This window comes from Gammaproteobacteria bacterium (assembly GCA_016705365.1).
Taxonomy (GTDB): domain Bacteria; phylum Pseudomonadota; class Gammaproteobacteria; order Pseudomonadales; family UBA5518; genus UBA5518.
This window is the reverse complement of record JADIYI010000008.1, coordinates 23084-42702: the sequence shown is the minus strand read 5'-3', so window position 1 is coordinate 42702 and position 19619 is coordinate 23084. Positions and strand designations below refer to the sequence as shown.

The 19619-nt window shown below is 62.0% G+C and carries 16 protein-coding genes; 10 read left to right on the top strand and 6 right to left on the bottom strand.

Annotated elements, in window-relative coordinates; translation table 11 throughout:
• Positions 1 to 27 precede the first annotated feature (27 nt).
• Positions 28 to 2886: an excinuclease ABC subunit UvrA gene (gene uvrA / locus IPF49_07525; protein MBK6287472.1), complete on the bottom strand. Its 2859-nt coding sequence runs from the start codon at positions 2884 to 2886 to the stop codon at positions 28 to 30.
• A gap of 152 nt (positions 2887 to 3038) precedes the next feature.
• Between uvrA and IPF49_07520 the strand changes: the two genes are divergently transcribed.
• From IPF49_07520 to IPF49_07490, 7 genes are all read left to right on the top strand, one after another.
• Positions 3039 to 4397, top strand: coding sequence for a phosphomannomutase (locus IPF49_07520; GenBank protein ID MBK6287471.1), 1359 nt, complete (start codon positions 3039 to 3041; stop codon positions 4395 to 4397).
• Positions 4398 to 4589: 192 nt separating this feature from the next.
• Entirely contained in the window at positions 4590 to 5885 is a 1296-nt protein-coding gene (locus IPF49_07515; protein ID MBK6287470.1) for an MFS transporter, read from the top strand.
• Positions 5886 to 5950: 65 nt separating this feature from the next.
• Positions 5951 to 6427 carry a single-stranded DNA-binding protein gene (gene ssb / locus IPF49_07510; GenBank protein MBK6287469.1) on the top strand — a complete coding sequence of 159 codons (477 nt, stop codon included), beginning with the start codon at positions 5951 to 5953 and terminating at the stop codon, positions 6425 to 6427.
• A 39-nt stretch (positions 6428 to 6466) separates the two neighbouring features.
• On the top strand, positions 6467 to 7312 hold the full coding sequence (locus tag IPF49_07505; protein MBK6287468.1) for a sugar nucleotide-binding protein: 846 nt from the start codon (positions 6467 to 6469) through the stop codon (positions 7310 to 7312).
• 96 nt (positions 7313 to 7408) lie between these two features.
• Positions 7409 to 7933, top strand: coding sequence for a molybdenum cofactor biosynthesis protein B (gene moaB, locus IPF49_07500; GenBank protein ID MBK6287467.1), 525 nt, complete (start codon positions 7409 to 7411; stop codon positions 7931 to 7933).
• A 2-nt stretch (positions 7934 to 7935) separates the two neighbouring features.
• Positions 7936 to 9156 carry a molybdopterin molybdotransferase MoeA gene (locus IPF49_07495; protein ID MBK6287466.1) on the top strand — a complete coding sequence of 407 codons (1221 nt, stop codon included), beginning with the start codon at positions 7936 to 7938 and terminating at the stop codon, positions 9154 to 9156.
• 27 nt (positions 9157 to 9183) lie between these two features.
• Positions 9184 to 10668 (top strand): MBL fold metallo-hydrolase, encoded by a 1485-nt coding sequence (locus tag IPF49_07490; GenBank protein MBK6287465.1) that lies wholly within the window; start codon positions 9184 to 9186, stop codon positions 10666 to 10668.
• 29 nt (positions 10669 to 10697) lie between these two features.
• Here IPF49_07490 and IPF49_07485 read toward each other — a convergent pair whose 3' ends face one another.
• From IPF49_07485 to fabA, 3 genes are all read right to left on the bottom strand, one after another.
• Positions 10698 to 12119 (bottom strand): mannose-1-phosphate guanylyltransferase/mannose-6-phosphate isomerase, encoded by a 1422-nt coding sequence (locus IPF49_07485; GenBank protein ID MBK6287464.1) that lies wholly within the window; start codon positions 12117 to 12119, stop codon positions 10698 to 10700.
• A gap of 99 nt (positions 12120 to 12218) precedes the next feature.
• Entirely contained in the window at positions 12219 to 13436 is a 1218-nt protein-coding gene (fabB, locus tag IPF49_07480) for a beta-ketoacyl-ACP synthase I (protein ID MBK6287463.1), read from the bottom strand.
• Between the two features lie 109 nt (positions 13437 to 13545).
• Positions 13546 to 14139, bottom strand: a complete 594-nt coding sequence (fabA, locus tag IPF49_07475; protein ID MBK6287462.1) for a bifunctional 3-hydroxydecanoyl-ACP dehydratase/trans-2-decenoyl-ACP isomerase — start codon at positions 14137 to 14139, stop codon at positions 13546 to 13548.
• A gap of 116 nt (positions 14140 to 14255) precedes the next feature.
• On the opposite strand from fabA, the gene IPF49_07470 reads away from it, so the two are divergent.
• Together IPF49_07470 and galU are read left to right on the top strand one after the other, a co-directional pair.
• Positions 14256 to 15611: a UDP-glucose/GDP-mannose dehydrogenase family protein gene (locus IPF49_07470; GenBank protein MBK6287461.1), complete on the top strand. Its 1356-nt coding sequence runs from the start codon at positions 14256 to 14258 to the stop codon at positions 15609 to 15611.
• 65 nt (positions 15612 to 15676) lie between these two features.
• Positions 15677 to 16510, top strand: a complete 834-nt coding sequence (galU, locus tag IPF49_07465) for a UTP--glucose-1-phosphate uridylyltransferase GalU (protein MBK6287460.1) — start codon at positions 15677 to 15679, stop codon at positions 16508 to 16510.
• A gap of 63 nt (positions 16511 to 16573) precedes the next feature.
• On the opposite strand, the gene IPF49_07460 is transcribed toward galU, so the two are convergent.
• Together IPF49_07460 and IPF49_07455 are read right to left on the bottom strand one after the other, a co-directional pair.
• The gene (locus tag IPF49_07460; GenBank protein ID MBK6287459.1) at positions 16574 to 17581 is read right to left on the bottom strand and encodes an NAD-dependent epimerase; all 1008 of its coding nucleotides are present in this window, start codon (positions 17579 to 17581) and stop codon (positions 16574 to 16576) included.
• A gap of 3 nt (positions 17582 to 17584) precedes the next feature.
• Positions 17585 to 18859: a nucleotide sugar dehydrogenase gene (locus IPF49_07455; protein MBK6287458.1), complete on the bottom strand. Its 1275-nt coding sequence runs from the start codon at positions 18857 to 18859 to the stop codon at positions 17585 to 17587.
• Positions 18860 to 18939: 80 nt separating this feature from the next.
• Between IPF49_07455 and IPF49_07450 the strand changes: the two genes are divergently transcribed.
• Entirely contained in the window at positions 18940 to 19599 is a 660-nt protein-coding gene (locus IPF49_07450) for a hypothetical protein (GenBank protein ID MBK6287457.1), read from the top strand.
• Positions 19600 to 19619: the final 20 nt, after the last annotated feature.

Sequence of the window (19619 nt, the reverse complement as noted above, 5' to 3'; positions counted from 1 at the left end):
GCACCGTATGCCGCGGCTTGCGCACGGCTAGGTACCGGCGGCCAGGTCGCGGTGGACCGCGGGAACGGCGAACAACGGCGCAAGGAAGCGACCGGTGTGCGACGTGGTACATGCCGCGATCTGCTCGGGAGTGCCGCTTGCCAGTATCTCACCGCCACCATCGCCGCCCTCCGGTCCGAGATCGATGATCCAGTCGGCGGTCTTGATCACGTCGAGATTATGTTCGATCACCACCACGGTATTGCCGTGATCGCGCAACCGGTGCAGCACGTTCAGCAACTGCTGGATATCGTGGAAATGCAGGCCGGTGGTTGGCTCATCGAGGATGTAGAGCGTCTTGCCGGTGTCGCGTTTGGACAACTCGCGTGCGAGCTTGACCCGCTGCGCCTCGCCACCGGAGAGCGTGGTCGCGGCCTGCCCCAGGCGCAGGTAGGAAAGCCCCACTTCCATCAGCGTCTCGAGCTTGCGATGCAGCGCTGGTATCGCGCTGAAGAACGTGGTCGCTTCGTCGATGGTCATGTTCAGGACCTCATGGATATTGCGGCCCTTGTACTGGATGTCCAGCGTTTCACGATTGTAGCGCTGGCCTTTGCAAATCTCGCAAGATACGTAGACATCGGGCAGAAAATGCATCTCGACGCGGGTCACGCCATCGCCCTGGCATGCCTCGCAACGCCCGCCCTTCACATTGAAGCTGAAGCGACCGGGGCCGTAGCCGCGCGAGCGGGCCTCGGGCGTGCCCGCGAACAGTTCGCGGATCGGCGTGAACAACCCGGTGTAGGTGGCGGGATTGGAGCGTGGCGTGCGCCCGATCGGACTCTGGTCGATATCGATGCATTTGTCGAAGTTTTCGAGTCCGCGTATACCCGCATGTTCTGCCGCCTGCAGCGTGGTTGCTCCATTGAGTTGGGTCGCGGCAACCGGATACAGCGTGTTGTTGATCAACGTCGATTTGCCGGATCCCGATACTCCGGTCACGCAGGTGAACAGGCCGACCGGCAATTCCACGCTGATGTTCCTGAGATTGTTGCCACAGGCGCCGTGCAGCACGAGCAGGCGTTCGGGATTGCGTGGCGTGCGCAGCATCGGTATCGAAATGGCGCGCCGGCGCGCCAGATAGTCCCCGGTGATCGAGCGCGCCGAGTTCATCACGTCGGCAACCGAGCCGCAGGCCACGATCTCGCCGCCATGGGTACCGGCGCCTGGTCCGATGTCGATCACGTGATCGGCGCGACGGATCGCTTCCTCGTCATGCTCGACGACGATCACGGTGTTGCCGATATCGCGCAGGTGCGTGAGGGTGGCGAGCAGGCGCGCGTTATCGCGCTGGTGCAAGCCGATCGAAGGCTCGTCCAGGATGTACATCACTCCGACCAGCCCGGCCCCGATCTGGCTGGCAAGCCGGATACGCTGCGCCTCACCGCCCGAGAGGGTATCGGCGCTGCGATCGAGGGTCAGGTAGTTCAGCCCGACGTTGACCAGGAAGCCAAGCCGGCTCTGCAGTTCTTTCTGGATCTTTTCGGCGATCTGGCCGCGGCGGCCCTCGAGGCTGAGCCGCTGGAAATAATCGTGGGCCTCGCCGACCGGCAATGCGGCGATTTCCGGCAGGGTGCGGTCATCGACAAAAACGTGGCGGGCCTCCGGACGCAAGCGGCTCCCAGCGCAATCGTCGCAGCGCCGCACGCCGATGAATTTTGCCAGTTCCTCGCGCACGGCAGCGGAATCGGTTTCGCGATAGCGCCGTTCCAGGTTCGGTACGATGCCCTCGAAGGTATGGGTACGCTGGATAACGTCGCCGCGATCGTTCACATAGCTGAAACGGATGGTTTCGTTGCCACTGCCGAACAGGACACGCTGGCGATGCTCCGGGCCGAGTTGTTCGAACGGCGTGTCGACGCTGAAGCCGTAGTGCTCGGCCAGCGAGCCGAGCAGGTGGAAATAGTAGACGCTGCGCTTGTCCCAGCCGCGTATCGCCCCGCGCGCGAGGCTCGCTTCCGGGTGTTGCACAATGCGCTCGACGTCGAAGAATTGCTGCACGCCAAGACCGTCACAGGTGGGGCAGGCACCGGCCGGGTTGTTGAACGAGAACAGCCGTGGCTCCAGAGCGGGAATGCTGTGTCCGCACTCGGGGCAGGCAAAACGTGCGGAAAATATCTGCTCCGGTCCTGGTTCATCCATCGCGGCGATCATCGCCAGCCCGTCACCAAGCGCCAGTGCCGATTCAAAGGATTCCGCGAGGCGCAGCGCCAGGTCGGAGCGCACCCGAAACCGGTCCACTACCACCTCGATGGTGTGCTTGCGTTGCTTGTCGAGCGCGCCGACGTCATCGAGTTCGCTGACCCGACCGTCGACCCGCACCCGCACGAATCCGCTGCCGCGCAACTGCTCGAGCAACTGGTGGTGCTCGCCCTTGCGTTCGCGCACCACCGGCGCGAGCAGCATCAGCCGGGTTCCTTCCGGCAACATCAGTACTGCATCGACCATCTGGCTGACGGTCTGCGCCGCGAGCGGCAGGCCATGCCGCGGGCAGCGCGGCTCGCCGGCCCGCGCATAGAGCAGGCGCAGATAATCGTGGATCTCGGTGATGGTGCCCACGGTGGAACGCGGGTTGTGAGAGGTGGACTTCTGCTCGATCGAGATGGCCGGCGACAGGCCCTCGATATGATCCACATCGGGCTTTTCCATGATCGACAGGAACTGGCGCGCGTAGGTCGACAGCGATTCGACATAGCGCCGCTGCCCCTCCGCATAGAGCGTGTCGAAGGCGAGCGAGGATTTGCCCGACCCGGACAGGCCGGTGATCACCACCAGGCGATCGCGCGGGATGTCGAGGTCGATATTCTTCAGGTTGTGGGTGCGTGCGCCCCTGACCTGTATGCTGTTCATCGTGGCCAGAACGTCGTGAAAAACGCCCGAGTATAGCGACGGGAGCGCCGCTTCTCCATCGCGGTGGCAAATCCTTGGCCTGACAGGCATGACAATTTCACGGACCCTTCCTATAGTGAGCCATCAGGTTTCCGATAGGTGAGCGTCCGTATATGAGCACAGAACTCAAATGCTTCAAGGCCTACGATGTCCGTGGCCGGATTCCCGACGAGTTGAACCCCGAAATCGCCTACCGCATAGGGCGAGCCTATGTCGAGGTGGTTGCGCCGCGCACCGTCGTGGTCGGCCACGATATTCGCCTGAGCAGTGCGCAGATCTGCGCGGCACTGGTCGAAGGCTTGCGTGATGCCGGCGTGGATGTGCTGGACATCGGGCAGTGCGGGACCGAGGAAATCTATTTCGCGACTTTTGACCAGGGCGTGGATGGCGGGATCGTGGTCACCGCCAGCCATAATCCCAAGGATTACAACGGCATGAAGTTCGTGCGCGAGGGCTCGCGGCCGATCAGCAGCGATTCGGGCCTGCTCGATATCCAGCGCCTGGCGGAACAGAACCGGTTTGGTGCGGCGGCCAAACGCGGCGGTTTGCGCCGGATCGAGTCACGCGGGCGTTATGTACAGCACCTGCTCGGTTATGTCGATCGGGCGGCGCTGGCGCCGCTGCGTATCGTGGTCAATGCCGGCAATGGCGGGGCCGGCGAGGTGATCGACGCGCTCGAAGCCCATCTGCCCTTCGAGTTCATCAAGGTCCACCACAATCCCGATGGCAATTTTCCGCATGGCGTGCCCAATCCGTTGCTCGAGGAAAATCGTGCCCCCACCAGTGACGCGGTCACCGCCCATGGTGCCCACCTGGGGGTGGCCTGGGACGGGGATTTCGACCGCTGCTTCCTGTTCGACGAGACCGGTCAGTTCGTCGAGGGCTATTACATCGTTGGTCTCCTGGCCGAAGCGTTTCTGCTCAAGCATCCCGGGGAGCGCATCGTTCACGATCCGCGTCTGACCTGGAATACCGTCGATATCGTGTCGGCTCTGGGTGGCACGCCGGTGCAGACCAAGACCGGTCATGCGTTCATCAAGGAGCGCATGCGCTCGGAGAACGCGATCTACGGTGGCGAGATGAGTGCGCACCACTATTTCCGCGACTTCGCCTACTGCGACAGCGGGATGATTCCGTGGTTGCTGGTCGCGGGCTTGATGAGCGTCAGCGGCAAGTCTTTGTCGGCGCTGATCGCCGAGCGCATCGCCCGCTTCCCGTGCAGCGGTGAAATCAACAGTCGTGTCTCCGATCCGCGCGCATTGCTCGCGCGGATGGAGGAGCAATACCGGCCGGCGGCACTACTGGTCGATCACACGGATGGCCTCAGCATGGAGTTCCCGGACTGGCGCTTCAACGTGCGGATGTCGAACACCGAGCCGGTCGTGCGGCTGAACGTGGAGACGCGGGGCGATGCCGCGCTGATGGCGACCCGGCGCGACGAATTGCTGGCGATGGTGCACGCGGCCGGCTGATTGCCCGGCGCCTTCCGCGCACGTCGCTCCCACAATGGTAATCCTCGATATGGCGGGAGTCGGGCGATATTGCTAGCATGCGCGACTTCCTGCTCTTGCTGTCAAAACGGGTGATCTGGGTTGTCCCGCACTGGATTTTCATCCACCGAAACGCGTGCCGTCGCCTCGCTCGCCAGTCTTTACCTGGTGCGCATGCTCGGCCTGTTCATGCTGCTGCCGGTGCTGGCGATCTATGCCCGCGATCTCGCGGGCACCACACCCTTTCTGATCGGGATAGCTCTGGGCATCTACGGCCTCAGCCAGGCCTGCCTGCAATTGCCCCTCGGCATGCTGTCGGATCGTATCGGTCGCAAACCGGTCATTCTCGGTGGGTTGCTGGTATTCCTTGCGGGCAGTTTGCTGGCCGCCTCGTCGGATACCATTCACGGCATCATTGCCGGGCGCGCGTTGCAGGGCGCCGGGGCGATTGCCAGCACACTGATGGCATTGCTCGCCGATGTCACGCGCGAGCAGAACCGCAGCAAGGCGATGGCATCGATCGGCGTGAGCATCGGTCTTTCGTTTGCGCTTTCCCTGGTGCTCGGCCCGGTAATCGCCGCATGGGACGGGCTCGAGGGCCTGTTCCTGGTCGCTGCGCTGCTGGCGGTGCTCGGTATGCTGATCACCATCTTTGTCGTGCCCACACCGCTCACCCACCGGCAGTTGTCCAGCCCGGGTTCGGGCATGGTCGTGCTGCGACGGGTGCTGTCCGATCGGCAGCTGTTGCGCCTCGATGGCGGTGCATTCGTGCTGCAGTTCATCATGACCGCGATATTCGTCGCGGTGCCGTTCATGCTGGCCGATGACCTGCACATTGCGCGACATTCACACGGGCCGGTCTATGGACTGCTGCTCGGGGTGTCGTTTGTTGCGATGGTACCGTTCATGGTGATTGCCGAGCGCAAGCGCCTGGTCAAACCATTTTTCGTGGGGGCGGTGGCGCTGATCGTGCTGGCGCTGGCGCAAATGCCGCTGGCACGTTACAACCTCTACGGCGCCATGGTGCTGTTGTGGTTGTTTTTCCTGGCGTTCAATTTCCTCGAGGCCATGTTGCCGTCGCTGTTGAGCCGTGCGGTGCAGCGTGACAATCGCGGCACCGCAACCGGTGTCTATTCGACCTTCCAGTTCCTCGGGGCTTTCTGCGGTGGCGCCAGCGGGGGCTTGGCCATGCAGCATTTCGGGCTTGAAGGGGTATTCTGGTTGTGCGCCTCGCTTGGCGTGCTGTGGCTGCTGTGGGCAGTCGGCATGCGTGGCCCCCAATACCTGCGCTCGATAACGCTCGCCGTCGAGGCTGGCCCCACGGCGATTGCCGCGCTGTCAGACCAATTGCACGGCCTCCCCGGAGTGCGCGAGGTCCTGATCATCGCCGGCGAGAGTGTTGCCTACCTGCAGGTCGACAGTCATTTCGACGATGATCATCTCTCGGGGCTTCCTGTCAGCGTTGTCTGATTGACATCGGCGGGCGGTGCGTGTTGTAGTCGCGGACCCTGGACAGTACGACAAACATGGAGGAAATCATGGCACGCGGCATCAACAAGGTCATTCTGATCGGTAACCTCGGAGCCGATCCGGAACAGCGTCATCTGCCCGCCGGCGGGGCGGTCACCAACCTGCGAATCGCGACTTCGGATTCGTGGAAGGACAAGAATACCGGCCAGATGCAGGAGCGCACGGAGTGGCACCGGGTGGTATTTTTCAACCGCCTGGCGGAGATCGCGGCCCAGTACCTGCGCAAGGGCAGCAAGGTCTATATCGAAGGCGCGTTGCGCACCCGCAAGTGGCAGGACAAGGATGGCAAGGACCAGTACAGCACCGAGATCATCGGCAACGAGATGCAGATGCTCGATAGTCGGGGTGCGGGCGGTGGTGGCGCGGAAGCCGACCAGGGCTATTCGTCCGAGCCACGCCAGCAGCGTGGCGCAGCCAGCGGCGGACAGCCGGCTCCCTTTGCGGAGCCGGCCGGCGACTGGAACGACGATATTCCGTTCTGATCGTCCTGACCGATACCCAAGCGACCCAGCACAGCAGGTGTGAAAACCGTCATCATCGGCGCTGACTGTCGTCTGGGGCTGGAACTCGTGGCGAACCTGCAGGGGCGCGACATTCCGTTCGTGTCGATTTCCAGCCGTGATCCGGTGCTGGAAAGTGTCAAGCTGTTGCAGCATGCGTTCGCAATCCATGGGGCAACCCATATCGTGAACGCGCTGTCGCGTGAATGGTTCCAGAAAGATGATCCCGTCGCGCACAAGCGCGCCCTGCTGCTGGTGAAAAACCTCTGCAAGGCGAGCCAGTTGCAGGAAGCCACGTTGATCCAGCTATCCGACGACAGCATGTTCGCGGGGCGCAAGAACGGCGCCTACCGCGAGAAAGACAAATCCGACAGCGGCGATCCGCGTGCTGCCCGTGTTTTGAAAGCCGAGCGCCATGTCCTGAAGCGGGTGACGCGTCATATCGTGCTGCGTTCCGGTCCCTTGCTCGCACCCGCCGGCGACAACCTGTTTTCGATGGTGATGCAAAGGCTCGAGCGCGGTGAACAGCTCGAGTGCAGTGAAGACAAGATCTGCCCGACCCCGGCCAACGATGTGGCACGGGTGGTCGTGGCGATCATCGTGCAACTCGACTGCGGGGCAACTCCCTGGGGCGTGTATCACTACTGCAGTTCGGATGCCGCGAGCCTGTATAACCTGGCCGAGGCGATCGTTGCGCTCGCCTCGCAGTATGGGCGCATTCGTCGCGATACGGTGTCGCTCGTGGCGCTTGCGGCGCAGGACCGCAACATCATTCTCAATTGTCACAAGCTGCTTGGCACTTTTGGGATCAAGCAGCGTCCATGGCGCGCGGCGTTGCCGTCGGTGGTGGCGGAATACTGCAGGTAGTGACCGGGCCCGGCTTTCCGGGTTCGATATTGACCGTGCTACCGGGCAGGGGCGACCATGGGATCCCTTGCCCATCATGTTTCAGGTGAAGCCATCATGCCCGCATCCGCCCCCAAGACTCCGCTCAACATCGCCGTGCTGACGGTATCCGACACCCGTAACGAAACCAGTGACACGTCCGGGCAATACCTGGTCGAAAGCCTGCGGGCGGCGGGCCATGCACTTGTCGAGAAAGTCATCGAACCTGACGATATCTATCGCCTGAGGGCCGTTGTTTCGCGCTGGATTGCGGCCCCCGAGATCCATGTGGTGCTGGTCACCGGGGGCACCGGATTCAGTGGGCGCGACAGCACGCCGGAGGCCCTGTTGCCGCTGTTTGACAAGGTGATCGAGGGCTTTGGCGAGACCTTCCGTGCACTTTCGCTGCAGGAGATCGGTAGTTCCACGCTGCAGTCGCGCGCCATTGGCGGCCTGGCGAACCGTACCGTCGTCTTCTGCATGCCCGGTTCGACCGGGGCGTGCCGCACGGGGTGGGAAGGCATCATCCGTGATCAGCTCGACAGCAGCTTCGGGCCCTGCAATTTCGCGAGCATCGTGCTGCGCGGTGTGCAGCAACATTGATGATGGTGACCCACACTGAAAAAGCGGCGTTGCTGCCGGTCGATGAGGCGCTCGCGCAGTTGCTGGCTGATGTGCAAGGCATTGCGGAGTGCGAGCAGGTGGCGCTCGACAGGGCGCTGGGGCGAATCCTGGCGCGGGAAATCCGTTCTCCGATCGACGTACCGCCAGCCGACAACAGCTCGATGGATGGTTATGCCATCCGGATTGCGGACTACGCCGCGGGACTGCGCGAGTTTCCGCTCAGCCAGCGAATTGCGGCGGGCAGCGTCGGCCACCAATTACAGCCCGGTACGGCGGCGCGTATTTTTACCGGTGCCGAGTTGCCGCCCGGCGCGGATACCGTGGTGATGCAGGAGAATTGCCGCGCCCTCGGGGAGCGGGTACGCATCGATGCAGCGCCCGTCAGCGGACAAAATATTCGCCGGCGCGCCCAGGACATCGCCTCGGGTAACGTGGTGGTCGAGGCGGGCACCCGGCTGGGACCGGCGCACACCGGGCTGCTGGCGGCGGTAGGCATCGCGCAGTTGCAGGTGCTGCGGCGCCTGCGGGTGGCGATCCTGTCAACCGGAGACGAACTCGTCGAGCCGGGTCAACCGATCGCGCCTGGACAGATCTACAACTCCAACCGCCATCTCCTGGCGGGGTTGCTCGAAACCCTGGGTATCGAAGTGATCGATGCCGGACTCGTGCCGGACAACGCATCGGGCACCCGTGACAGCCTGCGCCAGGCGGCGGAGCTGGCCGACGTGGTGATCAGCACCGGCGGCGTGTCCGTTGGCGAGGAAGATCATGTCAAGAATGCGGTGGAAGAACTCGGCAGCCTCAGGCTGTGGAAACTCGCCATCAAGCCCGGAAAGCCACTTGCATACGGCCGTGTGCAGGGCAAGGTCTTCTTTGGTTTGCCCGGCAATCCGTCCTCGGTGTTTGTGACCTGGCAGATCCTCGCACGGCCTTGCCTGCTGCGCATGCAGGGGATTCTCGGCGAGGTGCGCCCGCTGGAACTCCGGGCAAGCGCGGATTTCGACTGGCCGGCGCCCGGCAGTCGCCAGGAGTATCTTCGCGCCCGTCTCGAGAATGACGGCGATGGGTTGCGCGTCAGGCTTTACCCGAATCAGAGTTCGGGAGTGTTGTCTTCAGTAGCATGGGCCAACGCCCTGGTGGTAATCGCGCCGGGGAATAGTGTGCGGGCGGGCGACCTGGTGCGGGTGGTACAGTTGTCCTGAGCGTCACGTTGCCCCGGGGAGGCCGGTATGAGTGGCGATTTTTGCGAGATCATCCACCATGGAGCGGTGCGGGGCGTGACCGGCTCCTGTCACGAGTTGCGCCTGCTGCCCTCGTCCGCGAACCGCCAGTTTGCCATTCTTGTCGACTGCGGCCTGTTTCAGGGCGCGGAAACTTCCGGCACCGGCGCCGGACGCGACCAGCTCGCGATCGACTTTCCGATCGAACACATCCGCGCGCTGGTCGTGACCCATGTCCATATCGATCATGCCGGGCGCATACCCTACCTGTTGGCAGCCGGTTTCAGGGGCCCGATCTTTTGCTCCGAGCCTTCGGCTGTCCTGCTGCCATTGGTGATCGAGGACGCGCTGGCGGTGGGTGCGACGCGCGAGCGCAAAATTGTCGCGGATACCGTCGAGGCGTTGCAATCCCGCATCAGGCCCCTTCCCTATGGACGCTGGCAACGCATCGAGACTGGAACTGGCACACAGCTCGAGATCCGCTTGCAGCGTGCCGGACATATTCTCGGCTCGGCCTACCTGGAGTGCCGTATCAGTGCCCCGGTGGAATACTCCGCTACCCGCGATGGGAGCGGCGACGCTGCCAATGCTGCGCGATCGGCACGCCGCCGCGTGGTCTTTTCGGGCGATCTCGGTGCCCCTCATACGCCGTTGCTGCCCGCGCCTCGTGCACCAACCGGTTGCGACACGCTGGTGATCGAGAGTACCTACGGCGATCAGTTGCACGAAGGTCGTGCCGAGCGCATCCGCAAGCTGCAGCAGGTTATCGAGCGCTCACTTCAGAATCGTGGTGCGGTGTTGATTCCGGCCTTCAGCATCGGGCGCACCCAGGAATTGCTGTACGAGATCGAGGATATCATCCACCGCATGCGTGGCACCGAGGCCGCGCGCGGCCTGCCGTGGAACGAGCTCGAAATCGTGGTGGATTCGCCGCTGGCCGCCCGGTTCACCCGCGTCTATCAAAAGCTGAAGCCGTTCTGGGACCAGGAAGCCACGGCGCGCGTCAGGGCCGGGCGTCATCCGCTGTCCTTCGATCAACTGCGCACGGTGAACAGCCATGCCGATCACCTGCGCATCGTCGAGCACCTGCGCCGGACGCGTTACCCGGCGATCGTGATCGCGGCCAGCGGGATGTGCGCGGGCGGACGTATCCTCAACTATCTGCGGGCGCTCATCGAGGATCCGGCCACCGATATCCTGTTCGTTGGCTACCAGGCGGCCGGCACGCCGGGGCACCTCATCCAGCGCTACGGTCCGGGTGGCGGTCATGTGGAGCTTGACGGGCAGCGCTTCGATATCCGTGCCTCGGTTCATACCCTGAGCGGTTATTCGGCACACGCCGACCAGGCAGACCTGTTGCGCTTCGCGACCACGATGCGCAAACCGCCTTCCACGATCCGGATCGTGCACGGTGATAACGAGGCCAAGGAAGCTCTGGGCCGGCAGCTTGCGCTCAGCCTGCCGGGCAGCAAGCTGTTAATTCCCTCCGCTTGAGCATCTGTTCACACGGGGGTGACACCCGCTCAGGATTTTGCCCTGCCGTACTTGTCTTCGAAGCGCACGATGTCGTCTTCGCCGAGGTAGCTGCCCGATTGCACCTCGATCAGTTCCAGCGGGATTACGCCCGGGTTCGCGAGCCGATGCTGGTTGCCGAGCGGAATATAGGTTGACTGGTCTTCGCCGAGCGTGAATTCCCGCTCGCCGCAGGTGACGCGGGCGGTACCCTTGACGACTATCCAGTGCTCGGCGCGATGGTGGTGCATCTGCAGCGAGAGTTGCTGCCCCGGGTTGACCACGATCCGCTTGACCTGGAACCGCTCCGCGCTGACCAGCGTCTCGTAAGACCCCCAGGGTCGATACACCGTCTTGTGCAGGCTCACTTCCGGTCGGTGATCCGCGCTCAGGCGTTCGACCAGCCGTTTGACATCCTGTACCTGGTCCGCGTCCGCCACCAGCACGGCATCCGCGGTTTCGACGATCACCAGGTTTTCCACGCCCACGGCGGTCAGCAGGCGCGATTCCGCGCGCAGGTAGCTGTTCCTGACATCGTGCGTGATCACGTCGCCCTGGGCAACGTTGCCGGCATCATCCTGCTCGCCGACGTCGCGCAAGGCCGACCACGAACCGATATCGTTCCAGTCACTGTCGAGCGGAATCATGGCGGCGCGCGCAGTGTGTTCCATCACCGCATAATCCACCGAATCCGAGGGGCAGCGACCGAAGGCTTCACTGTCCACCCTGATGAAGTCCAGGTCGTCGCTGGCTTTTTCGTAGGCATCCCGGCATGCCTCGAGAATGGCCGGGGCGTGGGCTTCCAGTTCTTCCAGGTAGGCGTCGGCGCGAAACAGGAAAATGCCGCTGTTCCAGAAGTATTCACCGCTGTCGACATAGTCGCGGGCGGTTTTCGGATCGGGTTTCTCGGCGAAATGACGCACCGCAAATCCGCCCGAATCGCCGACCGGATTCCCCCGCTGTATATAACCGTAGCCGGTTTCGGGGCGCGTGGGCGTCACGCCGAACGTGACCAGGTGGCGCTCGGCAGCGAGCCTGATCCCCGCCTGGACCGCGGTCTGGAAAGCCTTCACATCGCGAATCACGTGGTCGGCCGGTAGCACGAGCAGCATCGCGTCCTTGGTCTGGACCAGGCCATCGAGTGCCGCGAGCGCGATGGCCGGAGCGGTATTCCTGCCTTGCGGCTCGAGAATGATCGAGGCCTTGCGCTGTTCCATGTGGCGCAGTTGCTCCGCGACGATGAAGCGGTGCTCCTCGTTGCAGATCGTGATGCTGGGGCCAAGATCGGGAAGGCCTGCGGTCCGCGCAAGTGTTTGTTCGAGCAGCGAGCGCTGATTATCCACGAGCTTGAGAAACTGCTTGGGAAAGAGGCGGCGCGATACCGGCCACAGCCGTGAGCCTACGCCACCTGAAAGCAAAACCGGTATCAACATCTCGGGGCTCCGGAACGATTATTTCTGTCCGATGTTTGCCATCAGACGCCAGAGCCTGATTAAAGCATCAATTGCGCGGTTTTGCCGGCGACGTGCGCCTCAGGCAGTGAAACGCTGGAACACCAGCGACGCATTGGTGCCGCCGAAGCCGAAGCTGTTGGACATGACGCGGACCAGCCCGGCGCCGTCGACCCGCTCGCGAACGATGGGCATTCCGTCGGCCTCCGGGTCCAGGCTCTCGATATTGGCCGATGCGCATATGAAGTCATCGCGCATCATCAGCAGCGCGTAGATCGCTTCCTGGACCCCGGCAGCCCCGAGTGAATGCCCGCTGAGGGATTTGGTGGAACTGACCCTGGGCATATCGCTTCCGAACACCGTTTTCATGGCGCGCAACTCCTGGATATCGCCGGCCGGAGTGCTGGTGCCATGGGCATTGATGTAGTCTATCGTTCCGTTCACCGTGGACATCGCCTGGCGCATGCAACGCACGGCACCCTCGCCCGAGGGCGAGACCATGTCGTACCCATCCGAAGTGGCCCCGTAACCGACCAGTTCCGCGTGGATTGGCGCCCCCCGGCGGCGGGCGTGCTCGAGTTCCTCGAGGACCAGCATGCCACCGCCACCGGCGATCACGAAACCGTCCCGGTTGGCATCGTATGCACGTGAGGCCCGGGTTGGCGCATCGTTGTACCGGGTCGACAGCGCACCCATCGCATCGAACAGGCAGGTCATCGACCAGTGCTCTTCCTCGGCGCCACCGGCGAACACGATATCCTGGCGGCCGAGCTGGATCTGCTCCATGGCATTGCCAATACAATGCGCGCTGGTGGAGCAGGCCGAAGAGATCGAATAATTGACGCCCTTGATCTTGAACGGCGTTGCCAGGCAGGCGGAGACGGTACTGCCCATCGTCTGGGTAACGCGATACGGCCCAATGCGTTTGATGCCTTTCTCGCGCAGAATATCCGCGGCCTCGACCTGGTTGGACGATGATGCGCCGCCGGAGCCGGCGATAACGCCGGTACGCTCATTGCTGATGTCGTTCTCCTCGAGCCTGGCATCCGCGATGGCCTGTTGCAGCGAGATATAGGCATAGGCAGCCGCATCGCCCATGAAACGCAGATGCTTGCGGTCGATATGCTCCTTGAAGTCGATGTCCGGGCGGCCGCGGACATGGCTGCGCAGGCCGCGCTCCCGGTACTCGCTGCTTTCACTGATGCCGCTGCGGCCATCCAGCAATGCCTGTTTGACCGCCTCCTGGGACAGTCCCAGGCTCGATACGATGCCGATACCCGTCACTACTACCCGTCGCATGCGATCTCCAGCTCAATGGCGGTTACTGATTCGACGACGCAGCACCCGTTGCGCTGTGCGTATCCCGGAACATTCTGCAACAACTGTTTCAGCCAGGCCATATCCGGGCCTAACCCAGTTGATCCGGCTGCTTGCTGAACAAGCCGACCCGCAGGTCCTTGGCCGAGTAAATCTCGCGCCCATCGACGGACAGGCTTCCGTCGGCGATGCCCATCACGAGTTTGCGCTCGATGACGCGCTTCAGATCGAGCCGGTAAACAACGGTCGAGGATTCGGGCAAAACCTGCCCCGTGAACTTGATTTCGCCGGCCCCGAGTGCCCGTCCACGCCCCGGGTTTCCTTTCCACCCGAGAAAAAATCCCACGAGTTGCCACATGGCATCCAGCCCGAGGCAGCCCGGCATGACCGGGTCATCGATGAAATGGCAGCCAAAAAACCAGAGATCCGGTTTGATGTCCAGTTCGGCAAGGATCAGGCCGCGATCGAAGGCACCCCCGTCCGTCGAAATATGGGTGATCCGGTCGACCATCAGCATTTGCTCGACCGGCAGTTGCGCATTGCCCGGGCCAAACAAGCGGCCATGACCGCACTCGATCAGGTCTTCCTTGGTGAATGAATGGCGGGTAGTGACCGGGCTCGACGCGGGAATGTCTGTCAAAAGCGGTGCCTTCCTTGTGGTGTCGGGCAGCCAACGGCGTGCCATGAGCAGGGTATCGACCCGTCGTCAGACGAACTGATACGAATAATGTCCGATGCAGTCCAGATAGTGCCGATCATTCTACTATAATCATGATCTTCTGCGCGTACAGGTAAATACTCTTGCGGATATCAGTGATCGGAACGGGCTACGTTGGTCTTGTAACGGGGGCCTGTTTCGCGGAAATGGGCAACAATGTCATTTGCGTCGATAACGACGAGCGCAAGCTCGCGCGGCTGCATGCCGGCGACATACCGATTTTCGAGCCCGGCCTCGCGGCGCTCGTTGCGCAGGGTATGCAGGGCGGCCAGCTCTCGTTTACCAATGATCTGCCCGCGAGCATCGACAAGACCGAGTTCATCTTCATCGCCGTGGGAACCCCGCCGGGTGAAGACGGCTCCGCCGATCTCAGTCATGTGCTCGCGGTGGCCAATGAAATCGGTCGTCACCTGCAGAAATATGCCGTGATCATCGACAAATCGACGGTGCCGGTCGGAACCGGCGACAAGGTGCGTGCCGCGATTGCCGCGCAGCTCGCCGCCCGGGGCGTGGACATTCCCTTCGATGTCGTCAGCAATCCCGAATTTCTCAAGGAGGGCGCCGCGCTGGCGGATTTTCGCCGCCCGGATCGCATCATCATCGGGGTCGAATCGGAGAAAGCCGAGCGCCTGATGACCAAGCTCTACGAGCCGTTCATGATGAACCATGACCGCCTGTTCGTCATGGGGGTTCGCGATGCCGAGATGACCAAGTACGCGGCCAACGCGATGCTGGCGACGAGGATTTCGTTCATCAATGAAATAGCGAATCTCTGCGACCGCCTGGGCGTGGACGTGGAAAATGTGCGCAAGGGGATCGGTTCCGATCAGCGAATCGGTTATTCGTTCATATATGCCGGCTGCGGTTATGGCGGGTCCTGCTTCCCGAAGGACGTCAAGGCATTGATTCACACGGGCAAGATCAGTGACTACGAAACCCCGCTGCTGGACGCGGTGGAGAAACGCAACGAAGCCCAGAAGCGCGTCCTGTTCGAAAAGATCTCCGCCCATTTCGACGGTCGGCTGGAAGGGCGCCGTTTCGGGCTGTGGGGCCTGTCGTTCAAGCCGAACACCGATGATATGCGCGAGGCGGCATCCCTGGTTCTGATTCGGCAACTCGTCGAGGCGGGGGCCACCGTGGCCGCGTACGACCCGGTGGCGCTCGAGCCTGCGCGTTCCATCCTGGATCCGGATTGGCTGAAGGATGGGCGTGTCGAGTTGCTCGGTTACCAGTACGACGCGTTGAAAGCAGCCGACGCGATGGTTCTCGTCACCGAGTGGAAGCGCTTCAGGCAGCCGGATTTCGCGGCGATTGTCGAGCTGTTGAAATCTCCCGTGATTTTCGATGGCCGCAACCAGTACGATCCGGCATTGATGGGCGACTACGGCATCAGGTACTACGGTATCGGGCGCGGCAACGCACGGTCGGACGCCGCTTGAAGCCTGGCAGCACAAGAGATTGAAGCCCGACGCGCGGGCCGATAGTTTTCCGGAGCAGTATCGCGATGATCAACAAATGTCTCTTCCCGGTTGCCGGTTATGGCACACGTTTTCTGCCGGCAACCAAGTCGATGCCCAAGGAAATGCTGCCCATCGTCAACAAGCCCCTGGTGCAATATGGCGTGGAAGAAGCGCTGGCTGCCGGGCTGCATGAAATCGCCTTCGTTACCGGACGCGGCAAGCGGACCATCAGCGACCACTTTGATACCAGCTACGAACTCGAGCACCAGATATCGGGAACCGACAAGGAAGATCTGCTGAGCGGAATCCGGAAAATCATCGAGGAAGCCACCTTTTCGACCACCCGGCAACGCGAGATGCGCGGCCTGGGGCATGCGATTCTCACCGGCGAAACTTTGATCGGCGATCGGCCGTTCGGCGTGATCCTCGCCGATGACCTGTGTCTTGCCGAGCCGGACGGTGTGATGGGCCAGATGGTCAAGCTGTTCAAGCAGTTCCGCTGCAGCATCGTGGCCATCGAGGAAGTGCCGGAAGATCAGATCCACAAGTTCGGGGTGATTGCCGGCGACCCGATCCGCGACGATCTGTATCGGGTCACGGACATGGTCGAGAAGCCGCTTCGCGGGGAGGCGCCGAGCAACCTCGCGATCATCGGGCGCTATATCCTGACACCGGACATTTTCGACATACTGCGCACCACCAAGCCGGGCAAGAACAATGAGATACAGATCACGGACGCGCTGCTGAAGCAGGCCCGTGACGGTTGCGTGATGGCCTACAAATTCAAGGGAAAACGCTTCGATTGCGGCAGCATCGACGGTTTTGTCAGCGCCACCAATTATTTTTACGAGAACCTGTACAAGAACGGGAAACTCTAGACGCTCGCGCAGCGCGCGCGCCGCAGCGGTTTGCGGAAGGCGGCCGTCCTGTCCGCCGGAGCGCTACACGCGATAATAATCGCGATACCATTTCACGAAACCGGCAATACCGGTCTCGATCGGAGTGCTCGGCTTGTAGTTCACGTCGGCCATCAGCGCGGTCACATCGGCGCAGGTATTCAGCACGTCTCCGGGCTGCAATGGCAACAGGTTCTTGTGCGCCTTGCAGCCGAGACATTCCTCCATGATCTCGATATAGCGCAACAGGTTGACCGGGTTGTTGCTGCCGATATTGTACAGGCGGTAGGGCGCTGTCGAAGTCGCCGGATCCGGCTGATCGCCGCTCCAGTCCGCAAACGGCCGGGCAACATGATCCAGACTCCGGATCACGCCCTCGACCACGTCGTCGATATACGTGAAGTCGCGCTGGTGATTGCCGTAGTTGAAGACGTCGAGTGGTTCCCCGGCAATGATCTTGCGCACGAACAGGGTCGGCGACATATCGGGGCGGCCCCAGGGGCCGTAGACCGTGAAAAAGCGTAGTCCCGTTGCCGGTATATTGAACAGGTGACTGTACGTGTGCGCCATCAATTCATTGGCTTTCTTGGTGGCGGCATAGAGACTGACCGGGTGATCGACGTTGTCATGCACGGAGTAGGGGGTGCGGGTGTTGGCGCCATAAACCGAACTGCTCGATGCGAACACGAGGTGCTCGACTTCGTTGTGCCGGCAGCCCTCGAGCACATTGAGAAAGCCCTGGATGTTCGCACCGACATAGGCGTGCGGATTGGCCAGCGAATAACGCACGCCGGCTTGCGCTGCCAGGTTCACCACCCGCTGCGGCGCGTACTTGCGAAACGTGGAGGCTATGGTTTCCCGGTCTTCCAGATCCTGGCGCAGATCGGTAAAGCCTCGATAATCGGCCAGCCGCGCGAGGCGGTCACGCTTGAGCTGCACATCATAATAGGCGTTGAGATTGTCTATTCCGACAACCTCGTCGCCGCGTTCGAGCAGGCTCAGCGCCAGTGCGTTGCCGATGAATCCCGCGGTACCCGTTACGAGAATACGCATCCTCTAGATCCTGCCATCAACCATGTCTCGGGGAAACAAGCCTTTCACATCGAAAAGCACATGTACCGGCTTGCCCAGCGCCTTTATCGCATCGATACCCATTGCAGCGAACTGGCGGTGTGCCACGCACACGATAATCGCATCATAAGCGCCGGGAACCGGCGCCGGGAGCAGTTGCAGCTGCAATTCGCTCGCTGCGGTTGCAGGATCGACCCAGGGATCGTGAACCGACACGGCGGCATTGAAGCGCTTCAGCGAATCGATGACATCAACGACCCGCGTATTGCGCAGGTCGGGACAGTTCTCCTTGAAGCTCAAACCCATCACCAGCACCCGCGCTCCGACCGGGTTGATGCCACGTTCCGCCATCAGGCGCAATACCCGGTCCGCGACCCAGCGTCCCATATTGTCGTTGATCCTGCGCCCGGACAAGATGACATCGGGGTGATAACCCACTTCCTGTGCCTTGTGGGTCAGGTAGTACGGATCCACCCCGATGCAATGCCCGCCCACCAGCCCCGGCCGGAAGGGCAGGAAATTCCACTTGGTGCCGGCCGCTTCGAGGACTTCGAGCGTGTCGATTCCGAGTCGCTCGAAAATCAGCGCAAGTTCGTTGACGAGCGCGATATTCAGATCGCGCTGCGTGTTCTCGATGACCTTCGCGGCCTCGGCGACCCGAATGCTGCTGACCCGATGCGTCCCCGCGCTGACCACGCGCCGATACAACGCATCGACAAAATCCGCAGCCTGCGGCGAAGAACCGGAAGTCACCTTGATCACCGAAGTCAGGGGGTGCTCGTGATCCCCGGGGTTGATGCGCTCCGGGCTGTAACCGACAAAAAAATCCACGTTGTATTCGAGCCCGGAGGCCTCCCGCAGGATCGGCACGCAGACCTCTTCGGTGCACCCCGGATAAACGGTCGACTCGAAAATCACCACGTTTCCCGGCGACAGCGAGGATCCGATCATCCTGCAGGCATTGACCAGTGGCCCGAGATCGGGGCGACGAAAAGCGTCGATCGGTGTCGGTACGCTGACCATGTAGACGGTGCACTGGCCCAGTTCCAGCGGGTCCGCCGTGAAACTCAATCGGGTGGCTGCGGCCAGTTGCGAGCGGTCGAGTTCCAGGGTCTGGTCCACACCCGATTTCAGGGCATCGATCCGGGCGCTGTCGATATCGAATCCGATGGTCGGAAACAGCTTGCCGAACTCCACAGCCAGCGGAAGCCCGACGTAGCCGAGCCCCAACACGCCAATCGCTGTTGCATTCAAATCCATGCAGGTATCCGGTTGCAGATGCCGGTTGCGGGGCACTCTAGCATACAATTGCGCGACCGATTCCAGGTAGTCCTGAGCCGATGAAACGCTCGATCAAATCGCGGGCCGTCCTGCTTCTTGTCGTTGCGGTCTGCTTTGCCGGTGCGTACGCCCTGAAGAATTCTGCCGGCATAAACCTGTTCGAGGATTTTTCTCTCAGCAATCATTTTCCGTTTCGCTATCTCCGCTCCGACGACACGCTTTATCCCGAGCCATTCAGCCTGATCCTGAATGAATCCTTCAATGTCGCACCGTTGCTTTTCCGGACCTGGTCGACCCGCGTGCAGCGTCGGGAGGGCGAAGATGCGCCGCATTACGAGGCACTCGGCGTCAACGGTTCGCGCTGCATGGTGATCAGAAGCGACACCGACAGCTGGTGGAACATATCGCACCGCTACCTGGTCTCGGTGAAACAGGGCGATGTGCTCAGGGTAACGGCGCAGGTGTGGAATGGAAGCGACTCCGGTCGTGCCGGACTCGAGGTCGCCGCGTACGACGCAAACAGGAATATCATAAAGTGGAATTACTGGAGTGCGCGCGCAGGCACGCGATCACGATTCGAAACGACCACCCTGCAGTTCACCATTCCGGCGGAAGTCTCGTTCATCAGGCTGCGCCTGGCAGGTGGTGGCCGCGGTGAGTTCCGCTTCGACGACATCCGCGTCGAACTGATCGATGACGCGGCCGCCCCGGCCTCGTGAGCGCGAATTCCCCGGCTCGG